This window comes from Caulobacter sp. DWR2-3-1b2 (assembly GCF_049896345.1).
Lineage (GTDB): Bacteria > Pseudomonadota > Alphaproteobacteria > Caulobacterales > Caulobacteraceae > Caulobacter.
The window spans coordinates 252,775-273,178 of the sequence record NZ_JAFCUC010000004.1 but is presented as its reverse complement, the minus strand read 5'-3'; the positions used below and the strand labels follow the sequence as shown (position 1 = coordinate 273,178).

Sequence of the window (20,404 nt, the reverse complement as noted above, 5' to 3'; positions counted from 1 at the left end):
TCCCACCGCTTCGCGGTGGGCCCCTCCCTCTCTCGAAGAGAGAGGGTTTCGCGCAGGCGCCTCACCCTCTGCTGAGGTTGGAAATGTGGCTTCTTGCCCCGCATCCGCCTCGGATGGGGCCACACCTTAAACCTTTGGAGGATCGGAGCTCTGGCGGCTGGCGGTGTCAAGGACCGCCTCTGGCGGCCGCGTCGCGGCGGCGCGGCGCGCCGTCCTTTACACCGTCGGACGGCGGAGCAGGCTCCGCTGAGGGTTTGAGGCGGGGCGTCGGCGATGCGCGTGGAGGGAAGAGGGGCTCAAATGGCGACCCCCACAAACCCGCTCATCCCGGCGAATGCCGTGACCCAGATGGGTGGCTTTGGGCCTGACGCCATCAGCTCTGAGCGCCTCCAACCCACTTCAACGCCATGGGATCTGGGTCCCGGCATTCGCCGGGATGAGCGGATTTTGGGATGGCTGGCGGCCTTTCTTCGCTCCCCCGTTGCGCGGGTGAGGAGAAGGCCGGCGCCTTCCGCGCCGTCGCGCGTTACCCCGCCATGACCAAGCCCACAGCGCTCCTCCTGGCCGCCGTCCTCGCCACGCCGCTCGCCGCCCAGGCCGCCGCGCCGGCGGCCAATGTCAAGGCGGCGTTCGGCAATACCGTGCTGACCATCGACCCCGACGGGCGGTCGCGGAAGATCTGGCTGAAGCCTGACGGGACCTGGACGGGCCTCAGCCGCCGGGGCCTGGACCTGGCCGGCAAGTGGAGCGTCAAGGGCGACAAGGTCTGCCTGAAACAGTCCAAGCCCAAGCTGTTCGGCAGCCTGTGCGAGACCTTTCCGACCGACCCCGAGGTCGGCCTGACGTCCAAGGATCCGACGGGCGAGACGATCCAGCTGAAGCTGGTCAAGGGGCATGTGACGAAGTAGGCGGGCGTGGGATCACACCCACTTGCCCCACCTGACCGCTTTGCGGTCTGTCCGCCCCCATAGGGGGCGGAGCTCAAGCGCATTTGAGCTCTTCCCCCTATGGCGGAAGACGATCGCGGAGCGACCCGTAGGGGGCAGTCTGTACCCCCGGCTCACAACCGCCCCTGCGCTGCCGTCCTGGAGGGTGAGGATCGGAAACGTGCGTTCTTGTGCAAGGCGCTGATAGGGTTGGGGTCCATCTTGCGACAGGTGGGGATGGACGGCCGCCCTGTGGATAACTTCTGCCGTTTTTCCTCACCCTCTCCCTTTGGGCTAGGGTTTCAGATGTGCGCGCCCCCCGCTAGCTCCACCCACCCCCCAGCGCCTTGCAGATTGCCACGACGTTGGTGTTGACGCCCGTCTCGGCCACTGTCAGCGAGTCTTCAGCGGCCAGCAGCGTGCGTTCGGCGTCGAGCAGCACGAGAAAGTCGATGCCGCCTTCCTTGTACTGGATCCGCGCCAGCTCGGCGGCGCGGCGGGAGGCGGCGGCCTGGTTGGTGAGGCTCACGAGCTGGGCCTGTTGCTGGCGGTAGCCGACCAACGCGTTCTCCAGGTCCTCCAGCGCGCCCAGCACGGTCTGGTCATAGACTGCCAGGCTGGCGTCATTGCGGGCCTGCGCCGCCTTCAGCCGCTGGTGGGCGCCGCCCAGGTCGAGGGCCGGCCAACTGACGGTGGGGGCCACCGACCAGGCCTGGCTGGCGCTGTTGCCAAAGCCGCCGGCCGAGCCCGACAGGAAGCCGATGAAGCCGGTCACCCGGACGCGCGGGAAGAGGTCGGCCGTGGCCACGCCCACCTTGGCGGTCTGGGCGGCCAGGCGGCGCTCGGCGGCCTGGACGTCGGGACGCCGGCGCAGCAGGTCCGTCGCATCGCCGATCGGCAGGGCGGTGATCAGCGGCGTGACCTCGGCGTTCTGGACCACCAGGGTGGCGTCCAGGGCGCCGGGCCGCTGACCGGTCAGCACGCACAGCCGGTAGTTGGCGCGCTTCTCGGCGGTGATCAAAGCCGGGATCACCGCCTCGGTGGCGTTGAGGCGGGCCTGGGCGCTGGCGACGTCGATCGGGCTGCCGGCCCCGGCGTCGTAGCGCACCTTGGTCAGGCGCACCGTCTCGCGCTGGGTTTCCAGGTTGCGGTTGGCCACGGCCAGCCGGGCCTGGGCGCCGCGCAGTTCGAGATAATTTCGAGCGACTTCCGCGGCGATGGTCACCTGGGCGTCGCGCAGGTCGGCCTTGGCCGCCCCGGCCTCGGCCCGCGCCGACTCCACGCCCCGGCGAACGCGGCCGAACAGGTCGATCTCCCAGCCGGCGTCGAAGCCGCCCGTATAGGTCTCGCCCTCGACCCGCTCGCCGTTCGAGCCCGGCTGCTGCTGGTCGCTCTTCTGATAGCCGCCGCTGGCGGTGACCCGCGGCAGCTGGTCGAGACGCGCGTCCTTGAACAGGGCGCGGGCCTCGTCGACCCGGGCGACCGCGACCTTGAGGTCGAGATTGCCGGCCAGGGCCTGGCTGACCAGGCCATCGAGCACCGGGTCGCCGAACAGCTTCCACCAGTCCGCCTCCGGCTGGGCGGCGGAATAGGTGGCGGCCGGGGCGTTCTGCAGGACTACCGGCGCGGTGACCGGGGTCTTGTAGTCGGGACCGACGGCGCAGGCCGAGAGCAGGGTCATGCTGGCGAACAGGCCCAGCTGGACCCGGAGGTTTCGCCAACCGTAGTTGGGGGTGAGAACTTGAGACATCATTGCGCCTCCACGGCGGTCGTCGGGGTTTTCGCCGCGTTCAGCGCCGCCTTGCGGGCGGTGTTGCGGCGGATGACGAAGTAGAAGATCGGGGTCAAAACCAGGCCGAAGACCGTGACGCCCAGCATGCCGGAGAACACCGCCACGCCCATGGCCCGGCGCATTTCGGCGCCCGCCCCGTGCGAGGTGACCAGCGGGGCCACGCCCATGATGAAGGCGATCGAGGTCATCAGGATCGGCCGCAGGCGCAGGCGGCAGGCCTCCAGCACCGCCTGCATCGGCGTGTCGCCGTGCTCCTCGCGCTCCTTGGCGAATTCGACGATCAGGATGGCGTTTTTACAGGCCAGCCCCACCAGCACGATCAGCCCGATCTGGGTGAAGATGTTGTTGTCGCCATGAGCCAGCAGCACGCCGGCCAGGGCCGACAGCAGGGTCATGGGCACGATCAGGATGACGACCAGCGGCAGGGTCCAGCTTTCGTACTGGGCGACCAGCACCAGGAAGGCCAGCACCACGCACAGTGGGAAGACATAGATCGCCGTGTTGCCGGCCAGAATCTGCTGATAGGTCAGCTCGGTCCATTCGAAGCCCATGCCGTTGGGCAGTTCCTGCTTGGCCAGGTCTTCCAGCGCCTTCTGGGCCTGGCCCGTCGAGTAGCCGGGGGCCGGGCCGCCGTTGATCTCGGCCGTGAGCACGCCGTTATAGTGGCTCTCGCGGTCGGGGCCGGTGGCCTCCCTTAAGCTGACGAAGGCGCCCAGCGGGATCATCTGGCCAGAGCCGTTGCGGGTCTGCAGCCGCAGCATCTGTTCCGGCTGCATGCGGAATTTCTGGTCGGCCTGGACATTGACCTCGTAGGTGCGGCCAAAGCGGTTGAAGTCGTTGACATAGAGCGAGCCCAGATAGACCTGCATGGTCTCGAACAGGTCGGTCAGGCTGACGCCCGAGGCCCGGGCCTTTTCCCGGTCGATGCTGGCCTCGATCTTCGGCACCCCGACCTGGTAGGTCGAGAACACGCCGGTCAGGGCGGGGTCCTTGCGGGCCTTGTCGATCAGGTTCTGGGTCTGTTTGTTGAGCTCGTCGGGGCCCAGGCCCGCGCGATCGACGATCTGCATGCGGAAGCCGCCGATCGTGCCCAGCCCCTGCACCGAAGGCGGGGGGAAGACCGCGATCTGGGCGTCGGGAATGGCGCCGAACTTGGCGTTCAGCTGGCCGACGATGGCCGTGGCCGACATCGACTTGTCCTTGCGCTCGTCGAAGTCGGCGAGCGGGAAGAACACAGCGCCGGAATTGGGGCTGTTGATGAAGCCGTTGGCCGACAGGCCGGGGAAGGCCACCGAGTGCTTGATGCCCGGCACCTTCATGGCGATGTCGCTCATCTGGCGGATCACGGCCTCGGTGCGGTCCAGCGAGGCGGCGTCGGGCAGTTGCACGACGGCGACCACATAGGCCTTGTCCTGCTGGGGCACGAACCCGCCGGGGGTCTTGGCGAAGGCGCCGATCGTCAGCAGCAGCAGCAGGCCGTAGATCACCAACCCCGCGGTCGACTTGCCCAGGGTGAGGCCGACATTGCGGACATAGCCGTTCGAAGCCTTGGCGAACATCCGGTTGAAGGGGTTGAACAGCCAGCCCAGGGCCGCGTCGATCATCTTCTGGAAGCGGTCCTTGGGGGCGTCGTGGCTCTTCAGGAGCACGGCGGCCAGGGCCGGCGACAGGGTTAGGGAGTTGAAGGCCGAGATCACCGTCGAGATGGCGATGGTCAGGGCGAACTGCCGGTAGAACTGGCCCGACAGGCCGCTGATGAAGGCGGTGGGGATGAAGACGGCGCACAGCACCAGGGCGGTGGAGACGATGGGTCCGGTGACCTCGCTCATCGCCTTGCGGGTGGCCGCCGCCGGCTCCAAGCCGTTGGCGATGTTGCGCTCGACGTTCTCGACCACGACGATGGCGTCATCGACGACGATGCCGATGGCCAGGACAAGGCCAAACAGCGTCAGGGCGTTGAGGCCAAAGCCCAGCATCAGCAACACCGCGAAGGTGCCGATCAGCGAGACGGGCACGGCGATCAGCGGGATGATCGAGGCGCGCCAGCCCTGCAGGAACAGCACCACCACCAGCACCACCAGGATGATGGCCTCGATCAGGGTGTGGACCACCGAATTGATGGATTCCTGCACGAAGGCGGTAGTGTCGTAGATGATCTCGTAGTCGACGTCCTCGGGGAAATCCTTCTTCAGGTCCTTCATGGTGGCCTTGATGTCGGCGGCCATATTCAGGGCGTTGGAACCGGGGCGCTGAAAGATCGGCATGGCCACGGCCAACTTGTTGTCGAGCAAGGAGCGCAGGGCGTAGTTGTTGGCGCCCATCTCCACGCGGGCCACGTCGCCCAGGTGGGTGATCTCGCCCTTGTCGCCCGAGCGAATGATGACGTCTCGGAACTGCTCCTCGTCGGTCAGGCGGCCGGGGGCGTTGACCGACAGCTGGAACTCGGCGCCGCCCGGGGTGGGGGGCGCGCCCAGCTGGCCGGCGGCGACCTGGACGTTCTGCTCGCGCAGGGCTTTCACCACATCGCCGGCCGTCATGTTCAGCGAGGCCAGCTTTTCCGGGTCCAGCCAGATCCGCATGGAATAGGAACCGGCGCCGAAGATTTGGACGTCGCCCACGCCATCGACGCGCTTGAGGCGGTCGCGAACGTTCAGCTGCGCGTAGTTGCTGAGGTACAGCATGTCGTAGCGGTTGTTGGGCGAGATCATGTGCACGACCAGGGTCAGGTCGGGCGAGGCCTTGTCGGTGGTGACGCCGATGCGCTGCACCTCCTGGGGCAGTTTCGGCAGGGCCTGGGCGACGCGGTTCTGCACCTGCACCTGGGCCTTGTCGAGATCGATCCCGAGCGCGAAGGTGACGGTCAGGATCATCGCGCCGTCTGAGGCCGACTGCGAGGACTGGTAGATCATCCCCTCGACGCCGTTGATCGCCTGCTCCAGCGGAGCGGCGACGGTCTGGCCGATGACGGCGGGGTTGGCCCCCGGATAGGCGGCGCGCACGACCACGGTCGGCGGCGCCACTTCCGGATATTCCGAGATCGGCAGGCGCGGCAGCGCCACCAGCCCGGCGATGAAGATGACGATCGACAGCACGGCGGCGAACCGCGGCCGACTGACGAAGAATTTGGAGAAGTTCATGAGCGGCGCCTTTTACGGGCGAAAAGGGGGAGGAGGCGAGGAGGGAGTAGGCGCACACGTTCCGCTCATCCCGGCGAATGCCGGGACCCAGATGGAAAGGCGGTGTGGCTGACGCCAGGCGCGCCGAGCTACTCCAACCCGCCCCATCGCTTGGGGATCTGGGTCCCGGCATTCGCCGGGATGAGCGGTTTAAAGGATCAGTTCTGGCCCACACTGTTGATCATCGCGACGCGCTGGGGCGCGGTCTCGAACTGGCGCAGGTCGCCGGCCGTTTCGGTCTTGATGACCACCGGCTTTACGACATCGCCCGGCTTGACCTTCTGCAGGCCGCCGACGATCACCTTGTCGCCGGGCTTCAGACCGGTGCGGATGATGCGCAGGCTGCCGGCCAGCGGGCCGATCTCAACGGGGCGGTACTCGGCCTTGTTATTGGCGCCCACCACCACGACGTAGCGCTTGCCCAGGTCGGTGGCGATCGCCCGGTCTGGGGCCAGGGCCACCACCTGCGAGGTGTCGCTGACCATCCGGATGCGGGCGAACAGGCCTGGGGTGAAGCGGCCGTCTGCATTATCGAAGATCGCCCGGCCATTGATGGTGCCGCTCTTGGCGTCCATGGCGTTGTCGATGAACTTCAGCTGGCCCTGGTGGGGATAACCGTCCTCGGTCATCAGGCCCATATAGACCGGGCTGGCCTTGCCGCGTTCAGCCGAGGCGTACTTGAGGAAGGTCTGCTCGTCGGCGTTGAAGGTGGCGTAGATCGGGCTGTCGCTGACCACGGTGGTCAGCAGGTCCGAGGGCGTCACCAGGTTGCCGCGGGTGATCGCGGCCTTGGAGACCCGGCCGTCGATCGGCGAGACCACGCGGGTCCATTCCAGGTTCAGGCGGGCCGTCTGATAGGTGGCTGCTGCGGCGGCGACATTGGCCTGGGCGGCTTTCTCCTCGGCGGACAACCGGTCGAATTCGCTCTGGGCCAGGGCGTTCTGCTCGATCAGCCGGCGGCCGCGCTCGCGGTTGACGACGGCCAGGTTCAGCTGGGCCTTGGCGCGGTCCACCTCGGCGGCGGCGCGATTGGCCTCGGCCTGGTAGGGGCGCGGGTCGATCTGGAACAGCACCTGGCCCTTGCGGACCCGCGCGCCTTCCTCGAACCGCGCGCCGTCGATGTAACCCCCGACGCGAGGGCGGATGTCGACGGTGTCGACGGCTTCCAGGCGACCGGTGAAGTCATCCCACTGGCGCAGGTCCTTGAAGTCCACGGCGGTGATGGTGACCTGGGCCGGTGGCGGAGCGGCTTCCGGCTTGGCCTGGGCGGTGCAGGCGGCCAAGACGGCGGCCGCAGCCAGGACGGCGAAGGATTTGAGAGCGGGAGAGACGGGCAAGGACGAGAGGGGGGCGGGATGCTTGCGCATGGAAACACCTGAAGACGGACGATGGGGAGGCGGAACGGAAGCGGTCAGTGTGCTATTCGAGGACAGGGCGCTTGGCCGAGCGGGTCGTCCGGCGGCGGGGTTCGGCGGCCTGGGCGATCCAGGCCTTGGCGGACGCCAGCCACGGTCGGTTCGCGATGGCGCCCAGGGGGCGGGCGGGGTCCTGGCTTGCACTGGGGGACATGGCTCGCGCTCCGTTCTGGGTTGGGATGAAAATGTCGCAGTGGCTGTTGCTTGACGTGGCGGCCATCTGTGACGATTTAGATGGATGTGACGGTACCGTTCGGTATCATTCACGCGGTGAGAGATACTGACCGGTAACTCTCACGTCAAGGTGAGGCGCATTGAAAATGGCTGAGAGAAATTCTAGCGAGGGCAAGATGGACGCCATGGAGGCGCCGGTTTGCGCCCCATTGTCCAAACGACCAGCTCGCGACCGGATTTTCGAAACGGCCCGCGAGCTGTTCTATCAGCACGGCATCCGCGCGGTGGGCGTCGAGGCGATCGCCCACGAGGCCGACGCCACCAAGATGACGCTGTATCGCAACTTCCCGTCCAAGGACGAGCTGGTCGCCGAGGTGCTGCGCGAGCAGGAACGCGACTACTGGATATGGTGGGATGAAGTGACCGGTTGCACGTGCGGCGACCCTCGCGTGCAGCTGGAAGCGATCTTCGACGCCTTCGAGACCAAGGCCTGCAACGCCGATGTTCACGGCTGCCCGCTGTCGAACGCCGCCCTTGAACTGCACGAGGTGGATCACCCGGCCCAGAAGGTGTCGGTGGCCTACAAGCAGCGGCTTCATGCCCGACTGGTCGATCTGTGCAAGCAGGCCGGCGCGCCGGACGAGGACCTGGCCGACAGCCTCATGCTGCTGATGGAGGGCGCTTATACGGCTCGCGTGACGCTGGGTCCCAACGGCCCCGTGCGGGCCGTGGCGCGAGCGGGACGGGCGCTGATCAAGGCGCATCTAGGCGCCTAGGACTGCCGAGACGGGACGCCCCCCCGTCACAGCGCGTAGTCGCGCCGCGCGGATCATCCATCCCCCGACGGATCCGCACGGCGCGGGCCGGCGGCGCCCAAAGGGGAGGAAGGGCGCAGCCTTCTAAAACATACTGATTTAGTAGGAATTAAGTCGAGGCAGTTTTTCTGGCTCGACCTTCAGAACATTGAACGACCCGAGAAACTGACAACGGCGTGAGGAGTTCTAGCTCGCATAAGTCGCATTCCAGTCATACCCATGTCGTCAAGTTGTGAGAATGCGAGCCTATAAGATGTGTCGACGCTACCCCCACCCAGGGCGAATGCCGGCCTGATCCCGCAACTTCGGGGCCCGGTCCAACCGCTCGAAGATCCGCTCGTTCGCGCCTCGATGGGCGCACCCCAAGTCGTTTTGCGTAAGGAGCTCCCGATGGCTCTGCTGATTTCCGTGACGCCGGCCGAGCAGGGCTGGTCTGTCCGTTCCGAAGCCCTCGAGGCCGACCTCACCTTCGAGCGCGGCGGTCGCGCCGAGGCCGCCGCCCGCGATCTCGCCAATCGCGTCGCCGCTTCTGGCCGCTCCGCCGAGGTGAGAGTGTTCCTGCGCGACGGCGCCGAGGCCGGGCGTTTCCTGCATCCCGCGCGGGCGTGGGCGAGCTAGAGCATTTTTCGAGCGAAGTGGTTCCTGTTCGCGCGAAGAAAAATGTGTCAAAACAAAAGATTAGAGCTCACGGCCTGACGCAGTCAGGTCGGAAAATGCTCTAGAAAGGGTCCGGCCAGGGCCTCTACAGCCAGCCGTTCTTCTTGAACCGCACATAGAGCACGCCGATGATCGAGGTGATGCCAATTATCACCGCCGGGTAGCCCCAAACCCACCGCAGTTCGGGCATGTGCTCGAAGTTCATGCCGTATACGCCGGCGATCGCCGTCGGCACAGCCAGGATGGCGGCCCAGGCGGCGAGTTTGCGGGTGATGGCGCCCTGGCGCTGCTGTTCCAGCAGGGATGCGGCCTCGAACACCGAGGTGATCACCTCGCGCAAGGCATCCACCATGTTCTCGACCTTCTGCGTGTGATCGTGCACGTCGCGGAAATAGGGTCGCACGTCGCTATCCAGACAGGGTGTCTCCAGGTGCTCCAGGCGGCCGCTGACCTCGGCCATGGGACTTAGCACCCGTTTAAAGCGGATCAGGTCGCGACGAAGGTGGAACAGGCGCTTGACCTCCGCGTGGCTGAGGAAGGTCTCGAGCGTGCGGCGCTCGATGTCGAGCACCTCGTCCTCCAGCGCCTCGATGATTGGCAGATAGCCATCGACCACGAAGTCCAGCACCGCGTGCAGCACGTAGTCCGAGCCCTTGGCCAGCAGGTCGGGCGAGGCTTCCAACTGCTGGCGCAGGTCGCTATGGGCCCGCGCCGATCCGTGGCGGACGGTGATGATGTGGCCCTGCCCGACAAAAATCGCCGTTTCGCCGTAGCAGATCTTGTCCTCGACCAGTTGGGCGGTTCGCGCCACCACGAACAACTCCCGGCCATAGACCTCGACCTTGGGCGACTGGTGAGCGTTGAGAGCGTCCTCGACCGCCAGCGGATGCAGCTTGAAGCGGGTCGCCAACCGGCTCATCTCGGCCTCACTGGGATCGTAGAGGCCAATCCACACGAACTCGCCAAGCTTGGTGACCAGGGCTTGCGGGTCGTCCAGCGACACTTCGCGTTTCCGGACGCCGTCCTTGTAGATGTAGGCCGCGACGACGCTCATGCGGGGGTGCTCTCCTGAAGGGCGACAGCAACGCTCAAAGACTCAGCGCCAACGCTTCGGCTTTCAACCAGTTCATGTAGGCTCTCGCCATCGCAATCGGTCGAGGGCATGATGGTTGCGGTAACATGAGCCGCGCCAATAGCGGCCTTCAGGGGGAAGATGCGATGGGCAGCGACACCACGGCGACGAACGCCGGCAAACCGGCCAAGGGCGCCAAGGATGGCCGTCCCGTCGGGCGCAAGGACGCCCTGGTCATCGGGGCCGCCTCGGTGGGCACGGTGTTTGAATGGTATGACTTCTACCTCTACGGCTCGCTCGCCACCTACATCACCAAGCATTTCTTCTCGGGGGTCAACGAGACCACGGGCTACATCTTCGCCCTGCTGGCCTTCGCGGCAGGCTTCGCGGTGCGGCCGTTCGGAGCGCTGGTGTTCGGGCGGCTGGGCGATCTGTGGGGGCGCAAGAACACCTTCCTGGTCACCATGCTGCTGATGGGCCTGTCGACCTTCGTGGTCGGGCTGCTGCCCAGCTACGCGCAGATCGGCATCGCGGCGCCCATCGCCCTGGTCGTCATGCGCCTGGTCCAAGGCCTGGCGCTCGGCGGTGAATATGGCGGGGCGGCGACCTATGTGGCCGAGCATGCGCCCGCCGGTCGGCGCGGCCTCTACACAAGCTTCATCCAGGTGACCGCCACCTTCGGCCTGTTCCTCAGCCTGGTGGTCATACTGCTGACCCGCAACGCGTTGGGCGATGACAACTTCCAGGCCTTCGGCTGGCGCATCCCGTTCCTGATCTCGGTGCTGCTGCTGGGCGTGTCGCTATGGATCCGCCTGCAATTGGCCGAAAGCCCATCGTTTCAGAAGATGGTCGACGAGGGCAAGGGCAGCAAGAAGCCCCTGGCCGACTCGTTCGCCAAGTGGGGCAATCTGAAGATCGTCATTCTCGCCCTGGTCGGTCTGACGATGGGGCAAGCGGTTGTCTGGTACACCGGCCAGTTCTACGCCCTGTTCTTCCTGGAGAAGATGCTCAAGGTCGATGGCGGCACGACCAACCTGCTGGTGGCCATCGCCCTGCTGATCGGCACGCCGTTCTTCGTGTTTTTCGGCTGGCTGTCGGACAAGATCGGCCGCAAGCCGATCATCATGCTGGGCTGCGTCCTGGCGGCCCTGACCTATTTCCCGCTGTTCAAGACCCTGACCACGGCGGCCAATCCGCAACTGGCGGCGGCGGTGGCCAGCGCGCCGGTGACCGTGGTCGCTGACCCGGCCGACTGCTCGTTCCAGTTCGACCCCGTGGGCAAGACCGTATTCAACCGCTCCTGTGACCTAGCCAAATCCTACCTGGCCAAGGCCGGCGTCACCTACGCCAACCAAGCCGCCCCGGCCGGCGCGATCACCCAGGTGCGGATCGGCCCGGCGGTGCTCGCCTCGTTCCCGGGCCAGACCCTCGACAAGGCCGCCTTCAAGGCCCGCAAGACCGCCTGGGAGAAAGAGCTCGGTGCGACGCTGAAGGCCGCCGGCTATCCGGCCAAGGCTGACGACGCCCTGATGAACAAGCCCCTGGTGGTCGGCGTGCTGGCGATCCTGGTTCTGTACGTGACCATGGTCTACGGCCCGATCGCCGCCATGCTGGTCGAACTTTTCCCAACCAACATCCGCTACACCTCGATGAGCCTGCCCTACCATATCGGCAACGGTTGGTTCGGCGGCTTCCTGCCGACCACGGCCTTCGCCATGGTCGCCGCCACGGGCAATATCTACTACGGCCTATGGTATCCGATCGTCGTCGCCGGACTTACCGCGGTGATCGGCACGCTGTTCCTCAAGGAAACCAAGGACGTCGATATCGAAGCGTAAGCAAGGGGGGCGGACGGCCCCTCACGCGCCCCTCAACAAGCCGTCGATGTGGCTGGCCTGGGCGGTCTCGCGGCGCGCTGCGGCTGAAGACCATGTCGGCGACCCGGGCTCGGCTGCTGGCGGCCGCCAGTCGGCCCACCACGGTGACCCAGGTGGCGCTAGATCATGGGTTCTGGGAACTGGGGCGCTTCGCCGGCGCCTATCGCGGCATGTTCGGGGAGGCCCCGTCGGAGGCCCCGTCGGAGACCCCTCGCCGGGCCGGCGGCGGCCTTATATTACAAGTACCTGCTGCGCGGGCTGGTGATCAACCGGCCCAATCAGGTCTGGTGATCGGACATTACTTACATCCCGATGCGCCGGTGCTTTCTGTACTAGAGCATTTCCCGACCTGACTGCGTCATGCCGTGAGCTCTAATCTTTTGTTTTGACGCATTTTTCTTGACGCGAACCGGAACCACTTCGCTCGAAAAATGCTCTAGTGGCGGTGATGGACTGGGCGATGAGGAAGGTGCTGTCCTGGCGGCTGTCCAACAGCATGGACGCCGAGTTCTGCATCCAGGCCCTGGAGCAGGCCATGGCCCGTTACAGGCCGCCAGAGATCTTCAACACCGACCAGGGCAGCCCGTTTACCTCGCCCCGCTTCGTCGACGTGCTGAAGCACGCCGGCGTGCGGGTCTCCATGGACGGCCGCGGCCGCTGGATGGACAATGTCTTCATCGAGCGGCTCTGGCGCAGCCTCAAATATGAGTGCGTCTACATCCATGCCTTCGAGACCGGATCGGAGACGCGGGACGGCCTGACCAAGTGGATCGGCTACTACAACACCAACCGGCCCCACTCGGCCCTTGCCGGGGCCACCCCCGACGAGGCCTGTGGCCAAATCCGGGCGCCGCCCTATCCGGGGTTCGCCCCGGATAGGGCCAACCTCGATCACAAACTGGCGGCGTGATCTGAACCTGAACCAACCTTAGCCAAGCCGCCAAACTGTGCGGAGAACCGGCGCCACCTCATTCCTGCAAGCCCAGGTTGCCATCTATCCGGGGCCCATCGATTCGCGCGGGGCACCCGTCTCGTCATCGAATTCGAAAATGGGACCGAAAACGGGGCAATAGAAACGACGCGTAAATATTATCCAGTAAAAACAATATGTTGGATGAGGGCAGTGGCGGTGAGAGAGGGATTCGAACCCTCGTTAGGCTTTCACCTAAACACGCTTTCCAAGCGTGCGCCATCAACCACTCGGCCACCTCACCATGCGCACTTGATTCGAAGGCGGTTGAAGGCCCCGTCGCAGGAAGGGGCGCAATATACTCAGGAAGGTTGCGGGGGCAAGCGGCCATGCGAGGTGAAACGGAGCCACGGGCGACTTATAGTGCCTGGCCCGCGTCAAAGGACCCGTGATGACTCCCAAAACCTTCGACGCCGCCGCCATGGCCCTGCCCGGCGCGACCATGACCGTCCAGTGGGGCGACAACCACGTCTACAAGGTTGGCGGCAAGATGTTCGCCGTGCTGGGCGGGGCGATAGGCGGCAAGGGGTTTTCGTTGAAGACCTCGGATGTGGCGTTCGAAGTGCTTAGCGAGACTGGCCAGGCCGTTCCCGCCCCCTATCTGGCTCGGGCCAAATGGCTGTATTTCGAGGACCTGGCAGACCAGGACAAGGCCGAGGTCATCGACTGGCTGAAGACCGCCCACGGCCTGATCGCCGCCAAGCTTACCAAGAAGGTCCGGGCTGGGCTCGGATTCTAGGGCTCACGACCTTACTGCGTCAGGCCGTGAGCGCTAATCTCTTGTTTTGACGCATTTTTCTTCACGCGAACCGAAACCACTTCGCTCGAAAAATGCTCTAGGACAGACTCGCCTGGTCGTCGCGCGGCAGGTGGGGTCCGGTCGTCACGGGCTGAGCCTCGAGGATCTCACGGATGCGGCGGACGGCGACCGAGGCCGGGCTACGGCGCTGGCGCCAGAGCAATAGCGCCATGGCCCCTCCCGTCGCCGCCGCGAAGGCGATCGGACCCAGCAGCCAGGCGGCGGCGGCCAGGGCGAAATAGTAGCCGCGCACCCCGGCGTTGAACGACGACAGGGCGGGGTTGAGCACCGCCCCGGTCGCCTCGGCATAGTCTTCCAGCACCTTGCGCGGGGCCCACATTGGCGTGGCGCCAATGGCGGCCAGGCAGTAGTTCATCTGGCGGATCGCCCAGATGAAGTCGAGCAGGCCACGCGCCAGGGCGATCAAGACCAGGCCCATCTTGATCTGGAACACCAGGGTCGAAGCCGGGGCCAGCACGGCCAGGCCCTCGATGCTCTTCAGCGCGCTGTCGCCGCCAAACAGCACCCCGGCCGCGGCGGCGATCAAGATCAGGTTGGACGAAGCAAAGAACGAGGCCGAGTTGATGGCGTGGCCGAGCAGCTGGCCATCCAGTAGGGCGATCTCGCGCACCGCCATCTCGGCCATCCAGCGCCGGCGGATCACCGTCATGTCGGTGTTGATGACGTTCTTGGCGTGGCCCAGGCGCTTGAGCAGCGGTTCGTAAAACAGCCAGCAGAACGCGAAGAAGCCCAGGACGACCAGATCGAAGGTCGGCAGGGGAAAGGCGTGCAGGGCGTGACGGATCGAAGCGTGCATGGGGTGAGCTTAGGTCTGGAACGAGAGTCGGTGAAAGGGGCGAGGGACCGCTATCAGTCTTCGAGGATCAGGCTGTGCTTGCCGGTGTCGCGCAGCAACAGCGCCACCACCAACCCCACGGCCATGATCGCCGAAACATAGAGGTAGAAGCCGCTTTCCATGCCCTCGTGCTTGAACCACAAGGCGACATATTCGGCGGTGCCGCCGAACGCGGCGTTGCCCAGGGCGTAGGGCAGGGCGACGCCCAGGGCCCGCACATGGGTGGGGAACAGCTCGGCCTTCACCACGGCGCTGATCGAGGTGTAGCCCGATTGCACGACCAGGGCGGTCATGATCAGGGCGAAGGCGATCAGCGGGCTGGCGGCCTTGGCGGTCAGGGTGAACACCGGCCAGGCGATCAGCGCCCCGACCCCGAAGGCGAAGACCAGCATGATCTTGCGGCCCAGGCGATCCGACAGCCAGCCGAACAGCGGCTGCAGGAGCATGAACCCGAACAGGGTCGCCAAGTTGACCGCCCCGGCCGTGGCCTTGTCGAAGCCGGTGGTGTTGGTCAGGAACTTCAGCATGTAGGTGGTGTAGGCATAGAAGGCCAAGGAGCCCGCCGCGCTCAGCCCGATGATCGCCAGGGTTTGTTTGGGATGGCGCGAGACCAGCGGCGCGGCGAGCGCCACATAGGTCATGATCAGCAAGACCACCGAGACGCCTTGGGCCGCGCCCGCGAAGGACCAGGCGGTGAAGCCAACCACCATCGCCGCCACGGTCAGCAGCAGCAGGGTGGTCACCGAAGCCACCTGCCGGCTGCTGATCGGGTCGTGCTGGGCGACGTTCCGGTGGGAGACGCTCTCCTCGATGCCGGTCCGAATCCAGAAGACCACAACCGCAAGGGCGGCGCCGATGAAGAACGGCACGCGCCACCCCCAGGCCGCCAAGTCGGACTTGTCCAAGGTGTTCTGGAGGATCACCAGCACCAGGGCCGCGACGAGCTGACCCATGATCAGGGTCACATATTGGAAGCTGGACCAGAAGCCTCGTCGCTTCTTCCCCGCCATCTCGCTCATATAGGTGGCGCTGGCGCCGTATTCGCCGCCCACCGACAGACCTTGCAGCAGGCGGGCCAGCAGCAGGATCACCGGCGCGGCGTCGCCGATCGTGGCGTGGCCGGGGCACAGGGCGATGATCAGCGAGCCAGCGCACATCAGGCCGACAGCCAGGGTGAGCGCGGCCTTGCGGCCCTTGCGGTCGGCATAGAGCCCCATCAGCCAGGCGCCAACAGGACGCGCGCCGAAGCCCACGGCGAAGATGGCGGCCGTCTGCATCAGTTGGGCGGTCTGGTCGCCCTTGGGAAAGAAGATCTTGGCGAAGTAGATCGAGAACGCGGCGTAGGCGAACCAGTCATACCATTCGACGAGGTTGCCGGCCGAACCGCCGAGGATGGCGCGGACGCGGCGCCAGGCGGTCATGGGGACCCGATCAGGGGCGACGGGCGAGGTCGCCGGTATGGTGGTGTCGGTCATGTTGGCCCCGCGACTCTGGTTGTCGCGACCTTAGGCGAACAATGGTCTTTGGGGGAGGGGCAGCGATCGGGGACGCACGCAGGCATGCGTGCGTCCCCGTCCGTTCCGTGGACGGCTAGATCCGGCCCATCAGCACCAGGATGATCAGGATCACCAGAATCAGGCCCAGACCCCCGCTGGGGAAATAGCCCCACGAACGGCTGTGACCCCAGGTCGGCAGGGCCCCGACCAGGGCCAGGATCAGGATGATGATGAGGATCGTGCCGAGCATGTCCGTCTCCGTTGTATCCGAGCGCTCTGCGCGCTCGGGTTCGGGAGAGGAAATGCCGAGGGTGCGGTCAAGGTTCCAGCGGGGCTGGCGAGGCTAGCCGGCCGCGATATCGATCCGCTTCCAGGTCTGCGACTTGCAGAACAGCCGGCCCACCAGGCAGCCCTTGGCCTTCATGGTGGTGGCGTCGGGGAAATCGGCGGTGCCCGTCAGCACCATGTTCAGGTCGGGAACGAACACCTTGCCGCGCCAGCTGCCATTCTTCTGCAGCTCGAAGTCGCGAAGCAGCTGCAGACCGATCAGGCTCGGTGTGCCGCCCTTGCGGGCGTCGGCCTGGGCGTCTGAATTGGCCCAGACCACCTTGCCGCAGGCCTGGCCACCGCCGCAGGGCTTGATCTCGAGATGGACCGTGTTCTTTGGATTGCGCCAGACGCCGTAGGTGAAGCTGTCGCCTGGGCCCTCCGCGAAAGCCGGGGCGCCGCACGCCAGGCCGACGACCGCAGCCAGGGCCGCAAGGGCTAACTTGATCGCGCGCATAGAAAACAACTCCACCCGTCGACCGGGTTTGTCGTACAGCCCGAGCCTTTGATCAAGTGAAGTGGTGTCGATCCCGCTCAGCCGCTAGGGCAATCCTCGGACTTGCGAAGGCCCATTGCCCATAGGGCGCCGATCACCGCGCCCTTGACGCGGGGCAGCAGCAGCAGGGTCAGGCCGGCCAGCGGCAGCACGGTCAGCGGCACCACCAGCGCCGGCGACATTTTCCAGATGAACGGGAACAGCAGCAGCGGGGCGACGAACAGGTGGCCGATGATCAGGATCGTGAAATAGGCCGGGCCATCATCGGCCGGGTAACGCGCCAGGTCATGGCCGCAAACCTCGCAGTCCAGATCGACCTTCAGATAGCGCGTGTACAGCCGACCTTCGCCGCAGTTGGGGCAACGGTGACGGACACCGCGCTTCATGCCGGTCAGGACGCTGGGAGGAGACTTCTTATTCATGGGCGTGGATATGCTCCCGCAGCGGGCCTTGCGAAAGGGGGCGCGCGGTCGCATGCGCCATTTTGAATCAGGTTTCGTAGAGATGAGTATGCGTGTGCCCAAGCATTCACTCGCAAGATGAGCGAGTAAAGCTGCCAGACTTTCGCCACATTAACCACTGGCGCTTTGTGGGTTACGGGTAAGTAGCCGCCGATCTTGCAAAATCTGACAACAAGCGCGGCCTTGGGCAAACGCGACTTAACTACACCGGGGTTCGCGGAGTCCGGTTGCCGGACTCCGCGAAGCTTGGCCTGCGGCTATTTGGCGTCCTTGGCGGTGTCGCTGACGGCGTGGCCAGCGGCCGACACGTCCTTGCCGACGCCTTCGACGGTGTTGCAGGCCGAAACCATCAGGGCGGCGGCCGTGACGGCCAGGATTAGGATCTTGCGCATGGGAGGAGGTCCAGACTGGAGGGAAGTGCGGCCGAGATTAGCCACGCGAAGCGCTGCTGTTCAAGCCTCCGCGCCGTCCCAGCGAGTTGTCATCCCGGACAAGCGCTCAGCGCGAAGATCCGGGACCGACGCGTGAACGCAGGTGCTTCCCGCGGTCCCGGATCTGACCCCGGCATTCGCCGGGGTTGTCCGGGATGACAAATCAAGGGTTTCGGTTCGACTAGATGCTACCGATGGCCCGGCCGATAGTCCTCCTTTACATGCCCTTGAAGCTGCGCCTCCGTGAACAGCACGGGCTTGGTTCGCATGGTCGCGAACAGCGGCGTCTGGTCGGCATAGTGCGGCGAGGCGGCATCCAGGGTGGCCGACCCGAACTGGTGGATGCTGTCGGAATGGACCACGCCCTGTTTGTCCCAGCTGACGAACATGATGAAGGTGTCGCCGGCGTCGGCGGAGAAGGTTCCGTCTTTCTGCGGAATGCCCCAGACCGCGCGATAGGTGTCGGCCGCGCCGTCGATTGGCAGGTCGACCTTGCCGTGGCGGATGCGATTGACCTGGCCCCATTTCGGATCGAGGCGGCCGAAGCCTTGCTTCAGCGTGACGATCGCCGCCTTCAAGCTCTCCAGCGGTGTCGGGACGGGATCGCCGTTCATCTGCGCCACCAGGATGGGCTGGGCCATCAGCGAGGCCAAGGCGGCGGCGCGGTTGTTTACGTCGGTGCGCCGGTCCCAGCCACGCAGGATTGCCTGGGCGGCCTTGAGGTCGGCGTCGTTCCCCGGATCGGCGGCGATCGCCTGCCGCACCATGGCCACGACGGATGAACGCTCGCTGTAGGCGATGTCGAACTTGTAGCGCCGGAACGCTTGATCGGTGATCGCATGGTCTGCCCCGACCAACTCCTGGATGCGCAGGGCGCGGTTTGTCACGTTGGTCTGCAAGCCTTCGCTGGCCGGGAAGTCGGCGGACCTCAGATTGTCGGCCGGGTCACTGGCCAGGAATGGGCTGTTGTTGGAGTTGTAGACATAGCCCGACCGGGGGTTCCACAGTTGGGGAATGGTCTCGACCGGGCGATAGCCTTGCCAGACGAGATCGGAGCGATCGCCGGGCAGGATCTTTGTCCAGTCAACGCCCTCCCGGCGGTTGGGGTATTGTCCATTGTGGACGAAGCCGATGTTCCCGGCGGCGTCGGCATAGATGTAGTTCAGGCTGGGCAGGGCGTGGGTGGCGATGCCGGCCCGCCACTCGGCCAGGTTCCGCGCCTTGTTCAGCCGCCAATATTGCAGTGGCTGGCGATACTCGCCCATGCCGGCATAGCGTAGGGCGAACAGGCCGTGCTTGGTCTCGAGCACCGGACCCTGGACGGTGCGCAGGGCGTGCTTGGTCACCGGGATGACGATCGGCCCCCACAGCTTGATCCGCAGCTTGACGTCGTGCCGCGTGAAGTCGCGCCACTGGCCGTCCAGTCGATACTGGTTTTTGTTCTGCGGGTTGATCACCAGCCGGTAGGCGTCGAACAGGTCGGGTTTGGAGACGGTGTTGGCCCAGCCCAGGGTGGCGTTGTGGCCATGCAGCATGAATGGCGCGCCGGGGAAGAAGCCGCCAGCCACGTGCCAGCCTTCGCCGCTCTCGACCACGGCTTCGTACCAGGCGACCGGGCCGGTATAGGGCTGGTGCGAATTGACCAGCAGACGGGTGAAGCCGTCGGCGGCGCGTGACGGTGCGACCGCCAGGCCGTTCGAGCCCTTGGGTGGGGCCTTCTGGGCCTCCTCCGGCGCGTTCAGCCGCTTCAGCTCGCCATCCAGGCCATAGAAGAACGGCTGCTTGAACACGAAGCCCGCCAGAACGTCCTTGCCGCTCAGGGGCAGCAGGCCCGGCGTCACCGCGTCGGGATGTTGGGCGGCATAGAGGTTGACCCCATCGGCATAGGCCTCAAGCAGGGCGCGCAGATAGGCGGGAAGCTTGGGATAACCCGCCTCGACGGTCGGCCACACATCGAGCAGACCCACCAGATAGTCGGTGACGGCGGCCTTGGCGCCGTCGCGGTGCGCCAGGGTCCCGCGGGTGGCCAGCACCACGCTCTGCACGGTGGCGAAATCGTCCTCGGACTGGGCGTAGGCCAGGCCGAAGGCGGCGTCGGCGTCGCGCTTGCCCAGGATGTGAGGCACGCCCCATTCGTCGCGCCGGATGCGCACGTCATAGGCGCCGGCCTTGGCGATCAGAGCCTGGATGTCGGGTTTGGGCGGCTGAGCGGCGCGATCCAGGCCGATCAACCCCAGCACGGTGATGACCGCCAGGCAGACGATGACCAGCAGGCCTCGAAAGATCCAACGCATTACGTTCCACCCCTATCGTTCTTTTGCGATGATGATGGGCGCGGATCACGGCTGGCGATAGCCGGACCTTAGGGAAGCCCATTAAGCGCGTCGCCGCCGGAGCCGCCGGAGCCGCCGGAGCGCAGAGGGCCGTCGACCACCTCGAAGTCGCGCGAGCGCATCTGGCCCTCGGCCAGATGGATGCCTCGGCATCGTGGTGTCTCGCCAACCGCGCTCGTAAAGCCTGGTCATCGAAGTCCCCGACGACGGTAGGGTTGCCCGTTCGTCTGACGCTGCGCATGTCGTCCGGCGATCACACCGTCGTGCTGCGGCATCCCAACATCGTTAACCGGCAGGCTTTTCGCCCACGTCCATCGGGAAATTCGGCGAC

The 20,404-nt window shown here is 65.7% G+C and carries 18 protein-coding genes, 1 tRNA gene and 1 pseudogene; 7 read left to right on the top strand and 13 right to left on the bottom strand.

Annotation, left to right across the window (positions count from 1 at the left end; all coding sequences use genetic code 11):
* Positions 1-536: 536 nt before the first annotated feature.
* Positions 537-908, top strand: a complete 372-nt coding sequence (locus ACP694_RS13195; protein ID WP_426013040.1) for a hypothetical protein — start codon at positions 537-539, stop codon at positions 906-908.
* 340 nt (positions 909-1,248) lie between these two features.
* Here ACP694_RS13195 and ACP694_RS13190 read toward each other — a convergent pair whose 3' ends face one another.
* The 4 genes from ACP694_RS13190 to ACP694_RS13175 form a co-directional block, all read right to left on the bottom strand.
* Complete coding sequence (locus ACP694_RS13190; protein WP_426013038.1) at positions 1,249-2,676, bottom strand: efflux transporter outer membrane subunit; 1,428 nt, start codon at positions 2,674-2,676, stop codon at positions 1,249-1,251.
* Positions 2,676-5,855 (bottom strand): efflux RND transporter permease subunit, encoded by a 3,180-nt coding sequence (locus ACP694_RS13185; protein ID WP_426013037.1) that lies wholly within the window; start codon positions 5,853-5,855, stop codon positions 2,676-2,678. The genes ACP694_RS13190 and ACP694_RS13185 overlap by 1 nt, the downstream gene beginning before the upstream one ends.
* Positions 5,856-6,052: 197 nt before the next feature.
* Entirely contained in the window at positions 6,053-7,261 is a 1,209-nt protein-coding gene (locus ACP694_RS13180; RefSeq protein WP_426013035.1) for an efflux RND transporter periplasmic adaptor subunit, read from the bottom strand.
* 52 nt (positions 7,262-7,313) lie between these two features.
* Positions 7,314-7,463, bottom strand: coding sequence for a hypothetical protein (locus ACP694_RS13175; protein ID WP_426013034.1), 150 nt, complete (start codon positions 7,461-7,463; stop codon positions 7,314-7,316).
* A gap of 166 nt (positions 7,464-7,629) precedes the next feature.
* Between ACP694_RS13175 and ACP694_RS13170 the strand changes: the two genes are divergently transcribed.
* Positions 7,630-8,259 (top strand): TetR/AcrR family transcriptional regulator, encoded by a 630-nt coding sequence (locus ACP694_RS13170; protein ID WP_426013032.1) that lies wholly within the window; start codon positions 7,630-7,632, stop codon positions 8,257-8,259.
* Positions 8,260-8,688: 429 nt separating this feature from the next.
* Positions 8,689-8,916, top strand: a complete 228-nt coding sequence (locus ACP694_RS13165) for a hypothetical protein (RefSeq protein ID WP_426013030.1) — start codon at positions 8,689-8,691, stop codon at positions 8,914-8,916.
* 124 nt (positions 8,917-9,040) lie between these two features.
* On the opposite strand, the gene corA is transcribed toward ACP694_RS13165, so the two are convergent.
* Positions 9,041-10,009, bottom strand: coding sequence for a magnesium/cobalt transporter CorA (gene corA / locus ACP694_RS13160; protein WP_426013028.1), 969 nt, complete (start codon positions 10,007-10,009; stop codon positions 9,041-9,043).
* Positions 10,010-10,173: 164 nt separating this feature from the next.
* On the opposite strand from corA, the gene ACP694_RS13155 reads away from it, so the two are divergent.
* The 3 genes and pseudogenes from ACP694_RS13155 to ACP694_RS13145 form a co-directional block, all read left to right on the top strand.
* A complete protein-coding gene (locus tag ACP694_RS13155; protein WP_426013269.1) occupies positions 10,174-11,865 on the top strand; it encodes an MFS transporter in 1,692 nt (563 codons plus the stop codon).
* A 92-nt stretch (positions 11,866-11,957) separates the two neighbouring features.
* Positions 11,958-12,257, top strand: a complete 300-nt coding sequence (locus ACP694_RS13150; RefSeq protein WP_426013026.1) for a hypothetical protein — start codon at positions 11,958-11,960, stop codon at positions 12,255-12,257.
* Positions 12,258-12,340: 83 nt separating this feature from the next.
* Positions 12,341-12,814: pseudogene (locus tag ACP694_RS13145) on the top strand (transposase); the annotation flags it as partial.
* Between the two features lie 214 nt (positions 12,815-13,028).
* Here the strand turns inward: ACP694_RS13145 and ACP694_RS13140 are convergent.
* Positions 13,029-13,118: transfer RNA gene (locus ACP694_RS13140), tRNA-Ser, on the bottom strand.
* 147 nt (positions 13,119-13,265) lie between these two features.
* Here ACP694_RS13140 and ACP694_RS13135 point away from each other — a divergent pair.
* Positions 13,266-13,613, top strand: a complete 348-nt coding sequence (locus tag ACP694_RS13135; protein WP_426013024.1) for an MmcQ/YjbR family DNA-binding protein — start codon at positions 13,266-13,268, stop codon at positions 13,611-13,613.
* Between the two features lie 97 nt (positions 13,614-13,710).
* Here the strand turns inward: ACP694_RS13135 and ACP694_RS13130 are convergent, their stop codons facing one another.
* From ACP694_RS13130 to ACP694_RS13100, 7 genes are all read right to left on the bottom strand, one after another.
* Positions 13,711-14,490, bottom strand: a complete 780-nt coding sequence (locus ACP694_RS13130) for a DUF599 domain-containing protein (RefSeq protein WP_426013022.1) — start codon at positions 14,488-14,490, stop codon at positions 13,711-13,713.
* A gap of 53 nt (positions 14,491-14,543) precedes the next feature.
* Complete coding sequence (locus ACP694_RS13125) at positions 14,544-16,004, bottom strand: MFS transporter (protein WP_426013020.1); 1,461 nt, start codon at positions 16,002-16,004, stop codon at positions 14,544-14,546.
* Between the two features lie 115 nt (positions 16,005-16,119).
* Complete coding sequence (locus ACP694_RS13120; protein ID WP_426013018.1) at positions 16,120-16,275, bottom strand: DUF3309 family protein; 156 nt, start codon at positions 16,273-16,275, stop codon at positions 16,120-16,122.
* A 93-nt stretch (positions 16,276-16,368) separates the two neighbouring features.
* Positions 16,369-16,809, bottom strand: coding sequence for a DUF2147 domain-containing protein (locus ACP694_RS13115; protein WP_426013017.1), 441 nt, complete (start codon positions 16,807-16,809; stop codon positions 16,369-16,371).
* 77 nt (positions 16,810-16,886) lie between these two features.
* A complete protein-coding gene (locus ACP694_RS13110; protein WP_426013015.1) occupies positions 16,887-17,270 on the bottom strand; it encodes a DUF983 domain-containing protein in 384 nt (127 codons plus the stop codon).
* Positions 17,271-17,566: 296 nt separating this feature from the next.
* Positions 17,567-17,701, bottom strand: coding sequence for an entericidin A/B family lipoprotein (locus ACP694_RS13105; RefSeq protein ID WP_426013013.1), 135 nt, complete (start codon positions 17,699-17,701; stop codon positions 17,567-17,569).
* 227 nt (positions 17,702-17,928) lie between these two features.
* Positions 17,929-20,034, bottom strand: coding sequence for an acylase (locus ACP694_RS13100; RefSeq protein ID WP_426013012.1), 2,106 nt, complete (start codon positions 20,032-20,034; stop codon positions 17,929-17,931).
* Between the last annotated feature and the right edge of the window lie 370 nt (positions 20,035-20,404).

What these genes read in the sequence shown, in the direction of transcription:
- ACP694_RS13110 (WP_426013015.1), bottom strand. Translation starts at nt 17,270, where the DNA reads ATGAATAAGAAGTCTCCTCCCAGCGTCCTGACCGGCATGAAGCGCGGT.
- ACP694_RS13165 (WP_426013030.1), top strand. Translation starts at nt 8,689, where the DNA reads ATGGCTCTGCTGATTTCCGTGACGCCGGCCGAGCAGGGCTGGTCTGTC.
- ACP694_RS13150 (WP_426013026.1), top strand. Translation starts at nt 11,958, where the DNA reads ATGTCGGCGACCCGGGCTCGGCTGCTGGCGGCCGCCAGTCGGCCCACC.
- ACP694_RS13105 (WP_426013013.1), bottom strand. Translation starts at nt 17,701, where the DNA reads ATGCGCAAGATCCTAATCCTGGCCGTCACGGCCGCCGCCCTGATGGTT.
- ACP694_RS13180 (WP_426013035.1), bottom strand. Translation starts at nt 7,261, where the DNA reads ATGCGCAAGCATCCCGCCCCCCTCTCGTCCTTGCCCGTCTCTCCCGCT.
- ACP694_RS13135 (WP_426013024.1), top strand. Translation starts at nt 13,266, where the DNA reads ATGACTCCCAAAACCTTCGACGCCGCCGCCATGGCCCTGCCCGGCGCG.
- ACP694_RS13100 (WP_426013012.1), bottom strand. Translation starts at nt 20,034, where the DNA reads ATGCGTTGGATCTTTCGAGGCCTGCTGGTCATCGTCTGCCTGGCGGTC.
- ACP694_RS13175 (WP_426013034.1), bottom strand. Translation starts at nt 7,463, where the DNA reads ATGTCCCCCAGTGCAAGCCAGGACCCCGCCCGCCCCCTGGGCGCCATC.
- ACP694_RS13155 (WP_426013269.1), top strand. Translation starts at nt 10,174, where the DNA reads ATGGGCAGCGACACCACGGCGACGAACGCCGGCAAACCGGCCAAGGGC.
- ACP694_RS13195 (WP_426013040.1), top strand. Translation starts at nt 537, where the DNA reads ATGACCAAGCCCACAGCGCTCCTCCTGGCCGCCGTCCTCGCCACGCCG.
- ACP694_RS13170 (WP_426013032.1), top strand. Translation starts at nt 7,630, where the DNA reads ATGGCTGAGAGAAATTCTAGCGAGGGCAAGATGGACGCCATGGAGGCG.
- ACP694_RS13130 (WP_426013022.1), bottom strand. Translation starts at nt 14,490, where the DNA reads ATGCACGCTTCGATCCGTCACGCCCTGCACGCCTTTCCCCTGCCGACC.
- ACP694_RS13120 (WP_426013018.1), bottom strand. Translation starts at nt 16,275, where the DNA reads ATGCTCGGCACGATCCTCATCATCATCCTGATCCTGGCCCTGGTCGGG.
- ACP694_RS13185 (WP_426013037.1), bottom strand. Translation starts at nt 5,855, where the DNA reads ATGAACTTCTCCAAATTCTTCGTCAGTCGGCCGCGGTTCGCCGCCGTG.
- ACP694_RS13125 (WP_426013020.1), bottom strand. Translation starts at nt 16,004, where the DNA reads ATGACCGACACCACCATACCGGCGACCTCGCCCGTCGCCCCTGATCGG.
- ACP694_RS13190 (WP_426013038.1), bottom strand. Translation starts at nt 2,676, where the DNA reads ATGTCTCAAGTTCTCACCCCCAACTACGGTTGGCGAAACCTCCGGGTC.
- ACP694_RS13115 (WP_426013017.1), bottom strand. Translation starts at nt 16,809, where the DNA reads ATGCGCGCGATCAAGTTAGCCCTTGCGGCCCTGGCTGCGGTCGTCGGC.
- corA (WP_426013028.1), bottom strand. Translation starts at nt 10,009, where the DNA reads ATGAGCGTCGTCGCGGCCTACATCTACAAGGACGGCGTCCGGAAACGC.